Source organism: Sphingomonas sp. GW821-FHT10F11 (assembly GCF_058809095.1).
This window is the reverse complement of the sequence record NZ_JBXASH010000006.1, coordinates 1-14067: the sequence shown is the minus strand read 5'-3', so window position 1 is coordinate 14067 and position 14067 is coordinate 1. Positions and strand designations below refer to the sequence as shown.

Annotated in this window: 13 protein-coding genes; 10 read left to right on the top strand and 3 right to left on the bottom strand. The window is 66.8% G+C overall.

The window, feature by feature from the left end; all coding sequences use genetic code 11:
- Together AC1RT8_RS17040 and AC1RT8_RS17035 are read left to right on the top strand one after the other, a co-directional pair.
- Positions 1-771 carry an AraC family transcriptional regulator gene (locus tag AC1RT8_RS17040; RefSeq protein WP_493076849.1) on the top strand — a complete coding sequence of 257 codons (771 nt, stop codon included), beginning with the start codon at positions 1-3 and terminating at the stop codon, positions 769-771.
- 85 nt (positions 772-856) lie between these two features.
- The gene (locus AC1RT8_RS17035) at positions 857-1324 is read left to right on the top strand and encodes a hypothetical protein (RefSeq protein WP_493076848.1); all 468 of its coding nucleotides are present in this window, start codon (positions 857-859) and stop codon (positions 1322-1324) included.
- Here AC1RT8_RS17035 and AC1RT8_RS17030 read toward each other — a convergent pair whose 3' ends face one another.
- Positions 1325-1951 carry a DUF1345 domain-containing protein gene (locus tag AC1RT8_RS17030; protein WP_493076847.1) on the bottom strand — a complete coding sequence of 209 codons (627 nt, stop codon included), beginning with the start codon at positions 1949-1951 and terminating at the stop codon, positions 1325-1327.
- A 109-nt stretch (positions 1952-2060) separates the two neighbouring features.
- On the opposite strand from AC1RT8_RS17030, the gene hisS reads away from it, so the two are divergent.
- The 7 genes from hisS (at position 2061) to AC1RT8_RS16995 (ending at position 11367) form a co-directional block, all read left to right on the top strand.
- On the top strand, positions 2061-3308 hold the full coding sequence (gene hisS / locus AC1RT8_RS17025; RefSeq protein ID WP_493076846.1) for a histidine--tRNA ligase: 1248 nt from the start codon (positions 2061-2063) through the stop codon (positions 3306-3308).
- Positions 3308-4381: a peptide chain release factor 1 gene (prfA, locus tag AC1RT8_RS17020; protein WP_493076845.1), complete on the top strand. Its 1074-nt coding sequence runs from the start codon at positions 3308-3310 to the stop codon at positions 4379-4381. The genes hisS and prfA overlap by 1 nt, the downstream gene beginning before the upstream one ends.
- A gap of 102 nt (positions 4382-4483) precedes the next feature.
- Positions 4484-5338, top strand: a complete 855-nt coding sequence (gene prmC / locus AC1RT8_RS17015) for a peptide chain release factor N(5)-glutamine methyltransferase (RefSeq protein ID WP_493077289.1) — start codon at positions 4484-4486, stop codon at positions 5336-5338.
- Positions 5339-5592: 254 nt separating this feature from the next.
- Complete coding sequence (locus tag AC1RT8_RS17010) at positions 5593-6525, top strand: DUF4167 domain-containing protein (protein WP_493076844.1); 933 nt, start codon at positions 5593-5595, stop codon at positions 6523-6525.
- Between the two features lie 281 nt (positions 6526-6806).
- Positions 6807-8198: a DUF4139 domain-containing protein gene (locus AC1RT8_RS17005; RefSeq protein ID WP_493076843.1), complete on the top strand. Its 1392-nt coding sequence runs from the start codon at positions 6807-6809 to the stop codon at positions 8196-8198.
- A gap of 2 nt (positions 8199-8200) precedes the next feature.
- Positions 8201-9784, top strand: coding sequence for a DUF4139 domain-containing protein (locus AC1RT8_RS17000; protein WP_493076842.1), 1584 nt, complete (start codon positions 8201-8203; stop codon positions 9782-9784).
- Complete coding sequence (locus AC1RT8_RS16995; protein ID WP_493076841.1) at positions 9784-11367, top strand: DUF4139 domain-containing protein; 1584 nt, start codon at positions 9784-9786, stop codon at positions 11365-11367. Before AC1RT8_RS17000 ends, AC1RT8_RS16995 begins: the two co-directional genes overlap by 1 nt.
- On the opposite strand, the gene AC1RT8_RS16990 is transcribed toward AC1RT8_RS16995, so the two are convergent.
- Positions 11364-11675: a hypothetical protein gene (locus AC1RT8_RS16990; protein ID WP_493076840.1), complete on the bottom strand. Its 312-nt coding sequence runs from the start codon at positions 11673-11675 to the stop codon at positions 11364-11366. The genes AC1RT8_RS16995 and AC1RT8_RS16990 overlap by 4 nt on opposite strands.
- 84 nt (positions 11676-11759) lie before the next feature.
- On the opposite strand from AC1RT8_RS16990, the gene AC1RT8_RS16985 reads away from it, so the two are divergent.
- On the top strand, positions 11760-12188 hold the full coding sequence (locus tag AC1RT8_RS16985) for a CBS domain-containing protein (RefSeq protein WP_372857192.1): 429 nt from the start codon (positions 11760-11762) through the stop codon (positions 12186-12188).
- 132 nt (positions 12189-12320) lie between these two features.
- Here AC1RT8_RS16985 and AC1RT8_RS16980 read toward each other — a convergent pair whose 3' ends face one another.
- Positions 12321-13802 carry a lipopolysaccharide biosynthesis protein gene (locus AC1RT8_RS16980; protein ID WP_493076839.1) on the bottom strand — a complete coding sequence of 494 codons (1482 nt, stop codon included), beginning with the start codon at positions 13800-13802 and terminating at the stop codon, positions 12321-12323.
- Between the last annotated feature and the right edge of the window lie 265 nt (positions 13803-14067).

Sequence of the window (14067 nt, the reverse complement as noted above, 5' to 3'; positions counted from 1 at the left end):
ATGTACGAACCGATGATCTGCCTTGTCCTGCAGGGCGCGAAGCAGGTGATGATCGGCGACCGCGTGCTTCACTATGGCGCCGGAGATCAGTTGATCGCGTCGATCGATCTGCCGGTATCGGGCTGCGTCATCAAGGCGAGTGCCGACCAGCCCTATATCGTGGTCGGCATGACGTTGAACCAGGAAGCGGTGACCTCGCTCCTGTCCGAGGTACCGCCGCGGCCGGAGGAGCAGACAACGGGCTTTGCGGTCGGCGCGGCGACGCCGCAATTGCTGGATAGCTGGGCGAGACTGCTCGGATTGTTCGAAACGCCGGAGGATGCGCCGGTGCTGGCGCCGATGTTCGAGCGCGAGATCCTCTACCGTATCCTGCAGGGGCCGCAGGGCGGCATCCTGCGCCAGGCCGCGATGGCCGACAGCCGTTTGTCGCAGGTGCGCGCCGCGATCGGCTGGATCCGCAACCATTTCGACAAGCCGATCCGGATCGAGGCGCTGGCCGATATCGCCGGGATGAGCCCCGCCTCGTTCCACCGGCATTTCAAGGCGGCGACGGCGATGAGCCCGCTGCAATATCAGAAATCGCTCCGTCTCCAGCAGGCGCGGCGCCTGCTGATCGCGAGCGCTGACGCGGCGCGCGCGGCCTATTCGGTCGGCTATGAAAGCGCGTCGCAGTTCAGCCGGGAATATGCCCGCATGTTCGGCTGCCCGCCGGCGCGCGATGCGGAGCGGCTGCGCGGGCAAGGGGTATTGGAGGTCGCCACCGCCGCCTGAGCCGGTCGCGGGCGCAACGTGGCTATGGCGTCCGCCCCTTCGCCGCGCTAGGGTTCCAGATTATATATCATATAGGAGTTGTTCGGTGACACTCAGCATATGTCGGTCGGCGGCACTTTCGGCCGCGCTGGTTCTCGGCGGAGTCATGGCGGTGCCGGCGCAGGCGCAGGCGCAGGATTGCCGGTCGATCGCAGATCCGACCCAGCGCCTCGCCTGTTACGACCGGCAACAGGGCGCGCCGGTCGCTCCGATCGCGACACCGGCGCCTGCGGCCGAACCGGCCCAAGTCAATCGGACTGGCCTGCGCGCGGCCAAGGCGCCCGAGGCCGCCGAGCGCAAATCCGGCTTCAGCAGCACGATCGTCGGCATCTCGCCTTTGAGCTTCGGCCTGTACGAGCTTCAACTGGCGGACGGCAGCGTGTGGAGCACCACCACGAGCGGCGGCCGGCGGCCCGTGGTGGGCGACGCCGTGACCTATCGCCGCAGCATGCTCGGCGCGCACTTCTTCGACATCAGGGGCCAGCGTCCGGTGACGGTGCGGCGCGAGCGCTGATCAGCCGCCGAGCACGTTGATCGTGAAGGCCAGCACGCCGATGTTGAACACAAAGGCGGCGAGGCAGTGGCCGATCACGACGCGGCGGATGCGGGGCGAGGTGATCTGGCAGTCCGAGGTCTGGAAGGTCATGCCCAAAGTGAAGCTGAAATAGACGAAGTCCCAATAATCGGGCTCCTTCGCGTGCGGAATCTCGATGCCACCGGCATCGCCGCCGCCGCCGGTGCGCGAATAGAACAGATGCGCATAATGCAGCGCATAGATGGTGTTCGAGAACAGCCAGGCCAGGACCAGCGTCGCGACCAGCAGCGCATTGGTCAGCGGGCTGCCCTTGCCGCTCATCATCTCGCTGGCGACCGAGACGAGGATGACGAGCGACACCAAAGCGGTCAGGCCGAGCAGCAGGGCGCGGTTGGCGTCATTGTCCTTGGCATGCTGGCGCATGTCGTCGGCCCGGTCGCGCAGCAGGGGCGCGACGATGAGCAGGAACAGGGCGCTGGCGATGTCGAACGCGGCCATGGTGCCAAGGCCGCTGCCCAGGCGGGGGATGAGGATCGCCAGACCCGCCGCGAACACCAGCACGAAGGCGACGAACCGGGGCGGCGCGATCTTTCTGCCGAGCTGCATGGCATCACCCCTTCCAATGGCCGAGTTGAATGGCCGAGTGCGCGTGGTTCGGCGCGTATTATCCACAGGCTAGCGCTTGGCGCCGCCCTCGCATAGATAGCGCGCCTTCATGGCCCGTATCGAAACCCCCAAGCGCATCCGCGGCACGCAGGATATTTTCGGCGACGAGCAGCGGCGCTTCGCGCGCGTGCTCGAGGCGTTCGAGACGGTGCGCCGTCTTTATGCCTTCCAGCGCGTCGACGTACCGGTGTTCGAATCGACCGCGGTCTTCGCGCGCTCGCTCGGCGAGACGACGGACGTCGTCTCCAAGGAAATGTACAGTTTCGAGGATCGCGGCGGCGATTCCCTGACGCTCCGGCCGGAGTTCACCGCCGGCATCGCGCGCGCCTATCTGACCGAGGGCTGGCAGCAATATGCGCCGCTGAAGCTCGCGACCGCCGGACCGGTGTTCCGCTACGAACGGCCGCAAAAGGGGCGCTTCCGCCAGTTCCACCAGATCGATGCCGAAGTGATCGGCGCGGCCGAGCCGGCGGCTGACGTCGAGCTGCTGGTCTTTGCCGACCAGTTGTTGCGTGAATTGGGCATTTCGGACGGCGTCACGCTTCAGCTCAACACGCTGGGCGATGCGGAGACGCGCGATGCCTGGCGCGCCGCGCTGATTACCCATTTCGGGCAGCATCGTGCCGATCTGTCGGCGGAAAGTCAGGACCGGCTGGAGCGTAATCCGCTACGCATCCTCGACAGCAAGGATCCCGGGGACCGACCCATCGCCGACGCCGCGCCCGATATCGACGCTTACCTCACGAGCGAGGCCGGTGCGTTCTTCGAAAGCGTGGCCAAAGGCCTCGATGCGGCCGGTGTCGCCTGGACGCGCAACGCGCGGCTGGTGCGGGGGCTCGATTATTACCGGCACACCGCGTTCGAGTTCGTCACCGACCGGCTCGGCGCGCAGGGCACGGTGCTGGCCGGTGGGCGCTATGACGGGTTGATCGGCGCCCTGGGCGGCAACGAGACGCCGGGCATTGGCTGGGCGGCCGGCGTCGAGCGGCTGGCGATGCTGATCGACGAGCCGGCGATCGAGCGGATCGACGCGGTGATCGTACCGATGGGCGAAGCCGCGGAGGCGCGCGCGATGGGTATCCTCGCCGATCTGCGCCGAGCGGGTATCGCGACGGACATGGCGTTCAAGGGCAATATGAAGCGGCGGCTGGCCAAGGCCGACGCGCAGGGCGCGCGCTTCGCGGTGATCATCGGCGACGATGAGATCGCCAAGGGCGTCGCGGCGGTGAAGACGCTGGGCGCCGGCACGCAAAGCGAAATCCCGTTTGGCGATCTCGCAAAGGTATTGAGCGTCTGATGTCGACGATCTCGGGGGAGAGGATCGCGCAGATCGAGGCGCGGCGGGACGAGTTGCAGGCGCTGATGGCGACCGGCGACCTGCCGTCCGACCGGTTCGTCGCCGTCTCCAAGGAATATGCCGAGCTGGAGCCGGTCGCGCGCGCGGCGGGCGAAGTGCGGCGGCTGCGCGCCGAGCTCAACGTGCTCGCCGTCATGGAGAATGAGGCCGATCCCGAGATCCGCGCCATGGCGCGCGAGGAGATCGAGACGATCCGCGAGACCTTGCCGCTCGCCGAGCGCGGCCTGGCGCTGTCGCTGCTGCCGCGCGATGCCGCGGACGAGCGCGCCGCGATGCTCGAGATCCGCGCCGGCACCGGCGGGGACGAGGCAGCCCTGTTCGCGGGCGACCTGTTTCGCATGTACCAGCGCTATGCCGAATCGCAGGGCTGGCGGGTCGAGCTGATCTCGGCCTCCTCGTCCGAATCGGGCGGTTTCAAGGAAGCGATCGCCTCGGTCGAGGGCAAGGGCGTGTTCGCCAAGCTGAAGTTCGAAAGCGGCGTGCACCGCGTCCAGCGCGTGCCCGTCACCGAGGCGGGCGGGCGCATCCACACTTCCGCCGCGACGGTCGCGGTGCTGCCCGAGGCGGAGGAGGTCGACGTCAAGATCGACGACAAGGATCTGCGCATCGACATCTACCGGTCCTCGGGGCCGGGCGGTCAGTCGGTCAACACCACCGATTCCGCGGTGCGCATCGTGCATATCCCGACCGGCCTGGTGGTGATCCAGCAGGACGAGAAGTCGCAGCACAAGAACAAGGCCAAGGCGATGAAGGTGCTGCGCACCCGCCTGTACGAGCTTGAGCGCGATCGGCTGCATTCCGAGCGCGCCGGCGCACGGAAATCGATGGTGGGGTCGGGCGACCGGTCGGAGCGGATCAGGACCTATAATTTCCCGCAAGGGCGGGTGACCGATCACCGCATCAACCTGACTCTGCATCGGCTGCCCGAGATCCTTCAGGGCGAGCTGGACGAACTGATCGGCGCGCTGATCGCTGAGGACGAGGCGGAACGCCTGGCAAGCCTCGATGGCTAAAATCCCCCTCCTGCCTGCAGGAGGAGAGTGCGGCGGCTCTTTGCCCTGCCCGGGGGGCAGGGCTGCTGCCGCACTGGGAGGGCCTGTCCTCCCCGGTCCACTATTGTGACAAACCCTCCCCCGATCCCTCCCGCAAGCGGGAGGGGAGTAAGACAGGCGCTCGCCGAAGCCACTCTGACCTTTACCGAAGTCTCCCAAACCCCCCGCCTCGACGCCGAACTGCTCATGGCCAACGCCCTAGGCACGACCCGCGAGTCCCTGCTGCTCCGTCATCTCGACGACCCGGCTCCGCCCACCTTCGCCCCGCTCGTCGCCCGCCGCCTGAATCACGAACCGATCGCCTATATCACCGGCACCCGCGCCTTCTGGACGATCGAGCTGCAGGTCGGCCCCGGCGCGCTCGTCCCCCGCGCCGACAGCGAGACGCTGATCGAGGCGGCGATCGAGCATTTCGGCACGCGCCCACCGACGACGATCCTCGATCTGGGCACTGGTCCGGGGACCCTGCTTCTGGCCGCCTTGTCGCAATGGCCTGAGGCTCATGGCCTCGGCATCGATCGTTTCGAAAAGGCTCTGGACTATGCCGAGCTTAATGCGATCGATCTCGGATTGGAGGAACGCGCTCGCTTCAAACTGGGCAATTGGGCAGCCGATCTGCAGGGCCGGTTCGACCTGATCCTCGCCAACCCGCCCTATATCGGCTCCGGCGAGGCGCTGCCCGCCGAGGTGCGCGACCACGAACCTGCCTCGGCCCTGTTCGCCGGACCGGACGGGCTCGACGACTACCGCCTCATCGCACCCCAGCTCCCGCGCCTGATGGCGCCTGGCGGCGTCGCGATCCTGGAGATCGGGTCGACCCAGGCCGAGGCCGTCACCGCGCTCCTCGTCGCGCAGGGGCTGTCGGTTACACTGCGCTACGACCTGGGTAATAACCCGCGCGCGCTCATCGCGACTTGAATCAGCACAAAAACGTCACAATATTCTTCTTGGAGATTGCGCCGCCAGCCGCTATTGAGCGGAGCAGGGGCACGCGTTTTCATCATAACCGGTTGAAAACGGGCTGTTGCCCGCCTCCTTCGTCATGCAGTCGCTGCCGTCCGGCGACCGTGGCAGGCACGTTTCGCCGATGATCGGCGAGGACGCGCCGAGGAGCATGCATCCACATTTCTGGAGCACGACCGGGTTGGTTACGAACGACAGGACAACGACACTTGATCAATAATCGTCAGGCCGGCCGCCGTCGCGGCCGTGGCGGGCAGCAGCAGCGCCCGCAAGGTAATTCGGGCCGTCAGGATAACGGCAACCGCATCGATAATCGCGCGCGCGGCAACGCCGCCCAATTGCTCGAGAAATACAAGACTCTCGCCCGCGACGCGCAGATGCAGGGGGATCGGGTCAACACCGAATATTACCTGCAGTTCGCGGATCATTATTTCCGCGTGCTCGCCGAGACGCGTTCGCGCTTCGAGGAGAACCGGCGCCAGAATGGTGGCGCTGCGTACGAAGAAGACGAGCAGGAATATGACGAGGACGGCGAGCCGATCGCCCGCGAGCATAATGTTCGCGAGTCCCGTCAGCCAAATGGCAATGGCCAGGATCGCGGCCAGGATCGCGATCGCGGCAACGAGGGCCAGAACGGCAACCAGGCCGGCCAGTATGACGACGAGCGTCCGCGCTCGCGCAACGGCAACAACAACGGCAATGGCGACCGCAACGGCAACAGCTATGCGGATAGCGGCAACGGCAATGGCCGTTACGCCCGCGAAGACCGGGGCGGCAACGAGCGCAACGGTAATGACCGGGGGGGTAATGACCGCGGCGGCAACGACCGGAACGATCGCGGCAACCGTGGCGAGGATCGCGGCAACCGCGCGACCTATGCCTCCGACGAGGATGTCCGCCAGGAGGCTCCCCGCCAGGAAGCACCGCGTGCCGACGTCGCTGCCGAGCAGCCGGCCGAGCGCCCGCGTCGCGGCCGCCCGCCCCGCCGTCCGGTAGAGGAAGAAGCGCCCGCGATGTTCGAGGCCAATCTGCTGCCGCCGTCGCTGAGCATCTCCGCAGTGACGGTCGAGGAAGAGCCGGCCGAAAAGCCCAAGCGTCGCCGTGGCCGTCCGCCCGCGAGCGAGACGACGACCGCCGGCTGATCCGGTTCGGACGTGAAGAAAAACAGGCCGGTCCCGCGAAAGCAGGGCCGGCCTTTTTCATTCTTCATTCCTCCCCCAGGAACTGGGGGAGGGGACCATTCGCCTTCTTCAGGCGAATGGTGGAGGGGCTTGGAGCGTGAGGAGCTGCCCCGAATCCCAGCCCCTCCACCACGCGCTGAAGAAGCGCGCGGTCCCCCTCCCCGTACCGGGGAGGAGCCAAGGACCATTGACGCCGCCTCCCGCTCGGCTAGCATGATACTTCATAACCTGGGAGGACGGGGATGCGGTTCTGGACCTTGCTGGCGCTGACGGCGCTGCCCGTGGCGGCGGGCGCGCAAACGACACCCACCTTGCCGACCGGGCCGAGCGCGCAGGGCGATGTCTCGGTCACCATCTATCAGAACGGCCAGTCGCTGGTGCAGGACCTGCGCCAGCTCGATCTGCCCGCCGGCCGCACGCGGCAGGAATTTCCCGACGTCTCGGCACAGATCCGCTCGGAGACGGTCACGCTCGGCGGGCCGGGTATCGGCATCGTCGAACAGAATTTCGATTTCGACCTGCTCTCCCCCGACAAGCTGATGGAGAAAGCGGTCGGCTCCGTCGTCACCATCGTCCGCACCAACCCCGCGACCGGTGCCGAGACGCGCGAGCAGGCCAAGGTACTCGCCGCCAATGGCGGCATCGTGCTGCAGATCGGCAACCGCATCGAGGTGCTGCGCGACGACGGGCTGCCTGTCCGCGTTGTGTTCGACAAGGTGCCCGAGAATCTCCGCGCGCGCCCCACTTTGTCGGTGACGCTGCAGGTCGCCAGGGCAGGCCGGGTGCCTGCCACTCTTTCCTATCTGACACCCGGGCTCGGCTGGACCAGCGATTACGTCATGCTGTTCGACGAGGCCAAGGGCGCGATCGACGTGCAGGGCTGGGTCACGCTGACCAACAGCACGGGCACGACCTACAGCAATGCCGATGTGCTGCTCGTCGCCGGCAACCCCAATCGCAACCCCGGCAGCTTCGAGCGGCTCGGCGGCGGCGCGATCGACCAGGCCGGGACCGAGACGGGCACGCGCGAACGGCTCGGCGATTATTATCTCTATCCGCTGAGCGACCGCACCACGATCGCCAACGCCCAGCAGAAGCAGGTCAGCTTCCTCGACGTGAAGGGTGCGCCGGCACGCAAGGCCTATGAGTGGATCAATGGCTGGCTCGGTACCACCTCCGATCCGCGCAGCGCCTCGACCGTGCTCAAATTCTCCACCTCGAAGAGCGGCGGGCTCGGCGATCAGCTCCCGGCCGGCACGATCCGCGTCTATATGCGCGACGCGCGCGGCGACCCGCAATTCATCGGCGAGAACCGCATCCCCGCGACGCCGATGGGATCGCAGATGTCGATCCGCACCGGCGACGCGTTCGACGTGAAGGGCGCGGCCGTGATCGTCGAGCGCAAGCGCCTGTCGTCGAGCCGCTGGCGCACGACGATGCGCTATGACTTCACCAATGCCCGGCCCGAAGCAGTGACGGTCGATCTGGCGCAGGACGGGTTGTGGGGCGATGTCCGCGTGACCGACCAGAGCATCACCGGCGAACGCATCTCCGCCGACCGGATGGAATGGAAGGTGCCGGTGCCGGCCAATGGCAAGGCATCGCTGAGCGTGGTGTTCGACACGCGGTACTGACGGTGCGGCGTTTCGCCCTCCCGATCGCGCTGCTCGCCGGGTTGCCTCTAGCGGGGCCCGCGGCGGGGCAGGTCATCGTCCAATCGGACCGGATCGATGCGGTGTCGGTGACGCTGTACCGCGAGCCGGGCCGGGGCGAGGGCGCGATCCGCCCTGGCTGGCCCGGCGGCTATGCCCTGGTCACCGAGACCCGCACGATCCGCGTGCCCGCCGGCCGCTCCGTCATCCGCTTCGAAGGCGTGGCGGAAGGCATGCTGCCCGAAAGCGCGATCGTCACTGGCCTGCCGCGGCCGGTGAACGAGAAGAATCGCGACGCCCGGCTGTTGTCGCCCGCCGCGTTGGTCGACGCCTATCTCAAGCGCCGGGTGATGATCACCCGAACGAGCCGCGCGACCGGCAAGGCGAAGACCGAGGAAGCGGTCATCCAGTCGGGCCCGCGCGGCGGCGTGCTGCTGACCACCGCGGCGGGCGTCGAGGCCCTGTCCTGTTCCGGCCTGCCCGAATCGCTGCGCTATCCCGACGTGCCCGACGATCTGTCCGCCAAGCCGACCCTTTCGATCGTCACCGACACGGCCAAAGCGGCGACAGCGACGGTGCAGCTTTCCTATCTCGCCCAGGGCTTCGACTGGTCGGCCAATTATGTCGCGCGCGTCGCCGATGACGGCAAGACGCTCGATCTGTTCGCCTGGCTGACCGTCGCGAACGGCGGCAGCCAGGGCTTTGCCCGCGCCAAAACCCAAGCAGTCGCCGGCGGGCTGCACCGCGAGGCGGCGGCGCACCTGCCCCAGGGGATGCCGCCCAAGCTGACGCTGCAATGCTGGCCGATGGACATCACCAGCACCTATCCGGCGTGGGACATCGAACGCCCCCCGCCGCCGGAGATGGTGATGGAGGAAGACAAAAGGGACGGCGTCCTCATGGAGGTGATGCCCGTGCCCATGATGGCTATGGCACCGCCGCCTCCACCCCCGCCGGCACCGCCCCCGATGATGGCGCAGCAGGAGGATCTGGGCGACCTCAAGCTCTACCGCATCCCCGAACCCGTCACCGTCGCCGCGCTCAGCCGCAAGCAGGTCGCGATGATCGACCGCAAGGGCGTGAAGTTCGAGCGCATCTATACCGGCTATTTCAACGGCTCGTTCTATGCGCCGCCTTCCTACGCCATGCCGAGCCAGCCCGCCGCGCTGATCCTGCGTACCGAAAATCTCACCCGCAACGGCCTCGGCCTGCCGTTGCCGGCTGGCGGCGTCGCGGTGTTCGAGAAAGGCGGCGGCGCCTCCTTGCTGGTCGGGGAGAGCAGCCTGAAGGATCGCGCGATCGGCGAGGAGGTCGAGCTGGGCGGCGGCGCCAGCCCCGATATCCGTTATGTCACGACCAGCCTGGCGCGGACGAAGGACACAGCACCTTTCACCGTGCGCGTCACCAATGCCCGATCGACGCCCGAGACGTTCGAACTTCCTCTCCCGCTCAAGATCAGATCGGCCGGCGACACGCTGATCGAGCGCAAGGGCGCCAAGGTCTGGCGCGTCGTCGTGCCCGCCAACGGTACCGCCGAGCTGAACGTGATCTTCGAAACCAGGCAATGATGCGTGGCGTGGCCATCCCGGTCGCACTGGCCGCGCTCCTTGCCATCCCTGTCGCCCCGGCCACGGCGCAGACGATCGTCGAATCGGACCATGTCGATACAGTCTCGGTCACGCTCTACCGCGATCCCGGCCGCAGCCAGGGCGCGGCCGAACAAGGCTGGCCCGGCGGCTATGCGCTGATCACCGAGACGCGCACGATCCGCGTGCCCGCCGGCCGATCGGTCATCCGGTTCGAGGGGGTGTCGGAGGGCATGTTGCCTGAAAGCGCGATCGTCACCGGCCTGCCGCGCCAGGTGAACGAAAAGAACCGCGATGCCCGGCTGCTGTCGCCCGCGGCACTGGTCGACGCCTATCTCAAGCGCCGCGTCACCCTCCGCCGCACCAATCGCCGCACCGGCGTGACCACCACCGGCGAGGCGGTCATCCAGTCCGGCCCTGGCGGTGGTGTGCTGTTGACCACGGCCGAGGGCGTCGAGGCCTTGTCCTGCTCCGGTCTCCCCGAATCCTTGTCCTATCCCGGGGTACCGGCCGATCTGTCCGCCAAGCCGACCCTCTCCGTCGTCACGGACAGCACGGCGGCGGCCACTGCGACGGTACAGCTCTCCTATCTCGCCCAGGGCTTCGACTGGTCGGCCAATTATGTCGCCCGGCTCAGCCAGGACGGCAAGACGCTCGATCTGTTCGCCTGGATGACCATCGCCAATGGCGGCAGCCAGGGCTTTGCCGATGCCCATACCCAAGCCGTCGCCGGCGCGCCGAACAAGGAAGCCAATGCGGCATTGCCCAAGGGACCGCCGCCCGAGTTGCACCTGCAATGCTGGCCGATGGACAATACCAGCACGCATCCCCGCTGGGGTGTCGAGCGCCCCAGTCCCCCGGTGCCGGTTGTGGTGGACAGCCTGGAGGCATACGACATCGTCGTGACCGGCCAATTGCGGCGGCGCACGTCGTTCGAAAGCGCGAGCCCCGTCACCGTGGTGATGACGGCAAAGCTGGAGGAGCTGGGCGACCTGAAGCTCTATCGCATCCCCGAACGCGTGACGGTCGCCGCAAAGAGCAGCAAACAGGTCGCGATGATCGATCGCCCGAAAGTCCGCTTCGACCGGATCCATACCGGCATTTTCGACGAATTCGACTATGACAAGGACGACAAGCCGGAAAGCACGGCAGCCGGCGTCGTGCTCCGCACCGAAAATCGCGAGGCGAACGGGCTCGGCCTGCCCTTGCCGGCAGGGGGCGTCGCGCTGTTCGAACCGGTCGACGGTGCCCCGATCCTGGTCGCCGAAAGCCGCCTCGCCGACCGGGCGATCGGCGACGAGGTGGAGATCGGCGCCGGAGAGAGCCCCGACCTCCGCTACATCATCGCCGCGCGGCCGGCATCGGCGCGGCGCAAGCCCTATTCGGTCCGCGTCACCAACGCGCGCCCCACGCCGGAGCTGTTCGAGCTGGAGATTCCCTACAAGATCAATTCCGCCAGCGAGAAGCTGATCGAGCGCAAGGGCGTGAAAACCTGGCGCGTCACCGTCCCGGCCAATGGCGAGGCGAAGCTCGACTTCGCGCTGAAACTGGAGCCGGAACGCTAGGGCCGGTCGTGCCGCGGCGCGCCCTCGTCATGGTCGCGCACATCGACCGATTCGTCATGGCCGGTGCCCGAGCTCAGGAACACCAGCCCCATCAGCGCGGAGGCCATCAGCACCGATCCCCCGATCCCGCCGATCGCGGCGGCGATCGCCACCCAGGACAGCGGCCCATAGAGATGCTGCAGCCCGAGCACCGCGACGAGCCCGCACGACAGCGAAAACAGCGTCATCCAGCCGAGCAGCCGGCGATAGCGTCGCCAGGCAAATGCCGCCTGTTCGGGGTCATCGAGTCCTGACGGGTGTTCGCTCATGCTTCCCATATGGCCGCAAACGTGGAATCCTCAAGCGCCTCAGGGACTCGGGTGTTACCGGGCCGCGCATGGGGAGTATGGACGATGACGATAGCAGCGATCCTGGCCGGCAAGGGACGCGACGTGATCTCGATCACCGCGCATCAAAGCCTGGGCGAGGCAGTGGCGCTGCTCGCCGAGCGACGAATCGGCGCAGTGCCGGTGATGGACGGTCCGCAGGTGGTCGGCATCTTTTCGGAACGCGACGTAATCCACGCGCTGAGCCGGGACGGCGCCGCGGCGCTCGATCGCAAGGTCGGCGAGGTGATGATCTCGCCCGCGATCACGGTTGGCCCGTCCGAGGCGGCGATCGGCGCGCTCTCGCTGATGACCCGGCGGCGCATCCGGCATCTGCCCGTGGTCGAGGGCGGCCGGGTGATCGGCGTGGTGTCGATCGGCGACCTCGTCAAATACCGCATCGACCGGATCGAAGCCGATGCCGAGGCGATGCGGAGCTATATCCAGTCGGCGTAGTTTTCGACCTCGGCGCTTCCTCACAACCAAATCGTCGCCCCGGACGTGTTCCGGGATCCATGGCGCCACATCGTCGCGGTCAGTTGGTTCGCGGCGGATCAAGTCCCGGGTGACGAAGAACCGGGGAGGGCCCTACGCCGGAAGCGGCTGCTTCCTGACGATCGCGATCAGCTCGCCGACGACGCTGCGCGCGAACACCATCAACCATCCGGCATAGACGACCCCGCCGGTCGCCACGAGAATCGCGAGTCGGGGCAGGGCATGGAGCGGCGGCAGGATGTCGTCGACCAGCACCACGGCCAGCGCCATGCCCAGCGCGGCAAGCAGGGCCGGGGCGATCGCATCGGCGACTGCGCGCACATCGGTACCGATCACCGGCAGCGACCGCCACAGGCTGATGCCGAGATAGATGGGATAAGCGATAATCCACGCGGTCGCGAGTCCGGCCGGTCCCCAGTTCACCCCGAACAGGAACGCGATCGCCAGCACGATCGCGCCGATCGCGCCGTTGCGCACGCCGATCCCCGGGCGCCCGCGCGCATCGCAGGCTGGCTGGAGCAGCACCTGCAAGGTCATGAACGGCATCGCGAGCGCGAGCAGATGGACGACGGGCACCGTCTCCACCCATTTCTCGCCGAGCACGGTCAGCACCAGCGGCTCGGCGGTCGCGGCGAGCCCGAAGTAAAAGGGCAGGGCAGCGATCATGATGATCCGCACGCTGCGGGTGAAGGCCGTCGCCACTGCCTGGGTATCGTGCTGGATACGCGCATAGGCGGAGAAGGCGACCTCATTGAGCGGCGGCACGAACTTCGACACGAAGATCTGAGTGAGGAACAGGCTGGTCGTATAGATGCCGAGCATATGCGGCGTGAAATGCCGGCCGGCGATGAACACGTCGGCCTGGCTCTGCGCGAACCAGAAGAGCTGGCCCGCCGCCATCACACCCCCATATTTCGCCAGATGGCCCGCGCCGCGGAAATCGAAGCTCGGCCACATCAGCGATTTCGCCGCGATCGTCATGCCGATCGCACGCACGGTGAACAGGACGAGCGGGGCGAGCACCAGGGTCCACACGCCGAGACCGGCCAGGGCGCCGGCTAGTGCGGCACTGGCGCTCGCGACCGAGGCGACGATATTGACGCGCGCCTGCAGGCGGAAATCCATCGTGCGCGACAGGAGTGCATAGGGAAGCGCGATGAACGGGGTGGTGAGGTAAAGCAGCGCCTGCACCCGCAAGAGATGCATCACGATGTCCTGCCGGTAATAGGCGGCGGCCAGCGGCGCGAGCAGGAACTGCGCTGCGCCCAGCCCGAAGTTCAGCAGCACCAGCATGCCGAACAGCTGGCGAATCTCCTTCCGGCCGATCTCCTGCTTCTGGATGAGCCCGCTCGCCAGGCCATAGCCATTGAGCATGTTGAGCAGGACGAGAATCACCTGAGTCATCGCGAACAGGCCGTAGTCGTGCGGATCGAGGATCCGAATCACGAGGAAAGTGGCAGCCCATTGAACGAGTTGCGCGAGAATCTGGCTGCCGGAACGCCATATGACGGCGCTCCTGACCTGCTGCGAAAGCGACTCAGGGACGTGATTCGATGGGTTGGCGGCCGATTCCATGGGAACAGCCCATAGGCGTCAGGGTCTTACAGAGGCGTAAACTCGCAGAAATCTGCGGTTTTTGAAGAGCGTTGTAAGAAAATTGCAAAAACCCGTTGACGGTCCGGGACCCCCCACCTAAATGACCTCCACCGCAGCGACGGACCACACGGTTCGCCTTTACGGTCACCATAAACCAGGCGCCGGGTCGCCCCAGTAAAAAGGGGTGGGATTTGGCGTCGGGTTTGTGTGCTCTTTGACATTGTTGGTATAGATGAAGGGACAT

Bases quoted from the DNA above. Each gene is read 5' to 3' on its own strand.
- AC1RT8_RS17040 (WP_493076849.1), top strand. From the start codon at position 1: ATGTACGAACCGATGATCTGCCTTGTCCTGCAGGGCGCGAAGCAGGTG.
- AC1RT8_RS17030 (WP_493076847.1), bottom strand. From the start codon at position 1,951: ATGCAGCTCGGCAGAAAGATCGCGCCGCCCCGGTTCGTCGCCTTCGTG.
- hisS (WP_493076846.1), top strand. From the start codon at position 2,061: ATGGCCCGTATCGAAACCCCCAAGCGCATCCGCGGCACGCAGGATATT.
- prfA (WP_493076845.1), top strand. From the start codon at position 3,308: ATGTCGACGATCTCGGGGGAGAGGATCGCGCAGATCGAGGCGCGGCGG.
- AC1RT8_RS17005 (WP_493076843.1), top strand. From the start codon at position 6,807: ATGCGGTTCTGGACCTTGCTGGCGCTGACGGCGCTGCCCGTGGCGGCG.
- AC1RT8_RS16995 (WP_493076841.1), top strand. From the start codon at position 9,784: ATGCGTGGCGTGGCCATCCCGGTCGCACTGGCCGCGCTCCTTGCCATC.
- AC1RT8_RS16990 (WP_493076840.1), bottom strand. From the start codon at position 11,675: ATGAGCGAACACCCGTCAGGACTCGATGACCCCGAACAGGCGGCATTT.
- AC1RT8_RS16985 (WP_372857192.1), top strand. From the start codon at position 11,760: ATGACGATAGCAGCGATCCTGGCCGGCAAGGGACGCGACGTGATCTCG.
- AC1RT8_RS16980 (WP_493076839.1), bottom strand. From the start codon at position 13,802: ATGGAATCGGCCGCCAACCCATCGAATCACGTCCCTGAGTCGCTTTCG.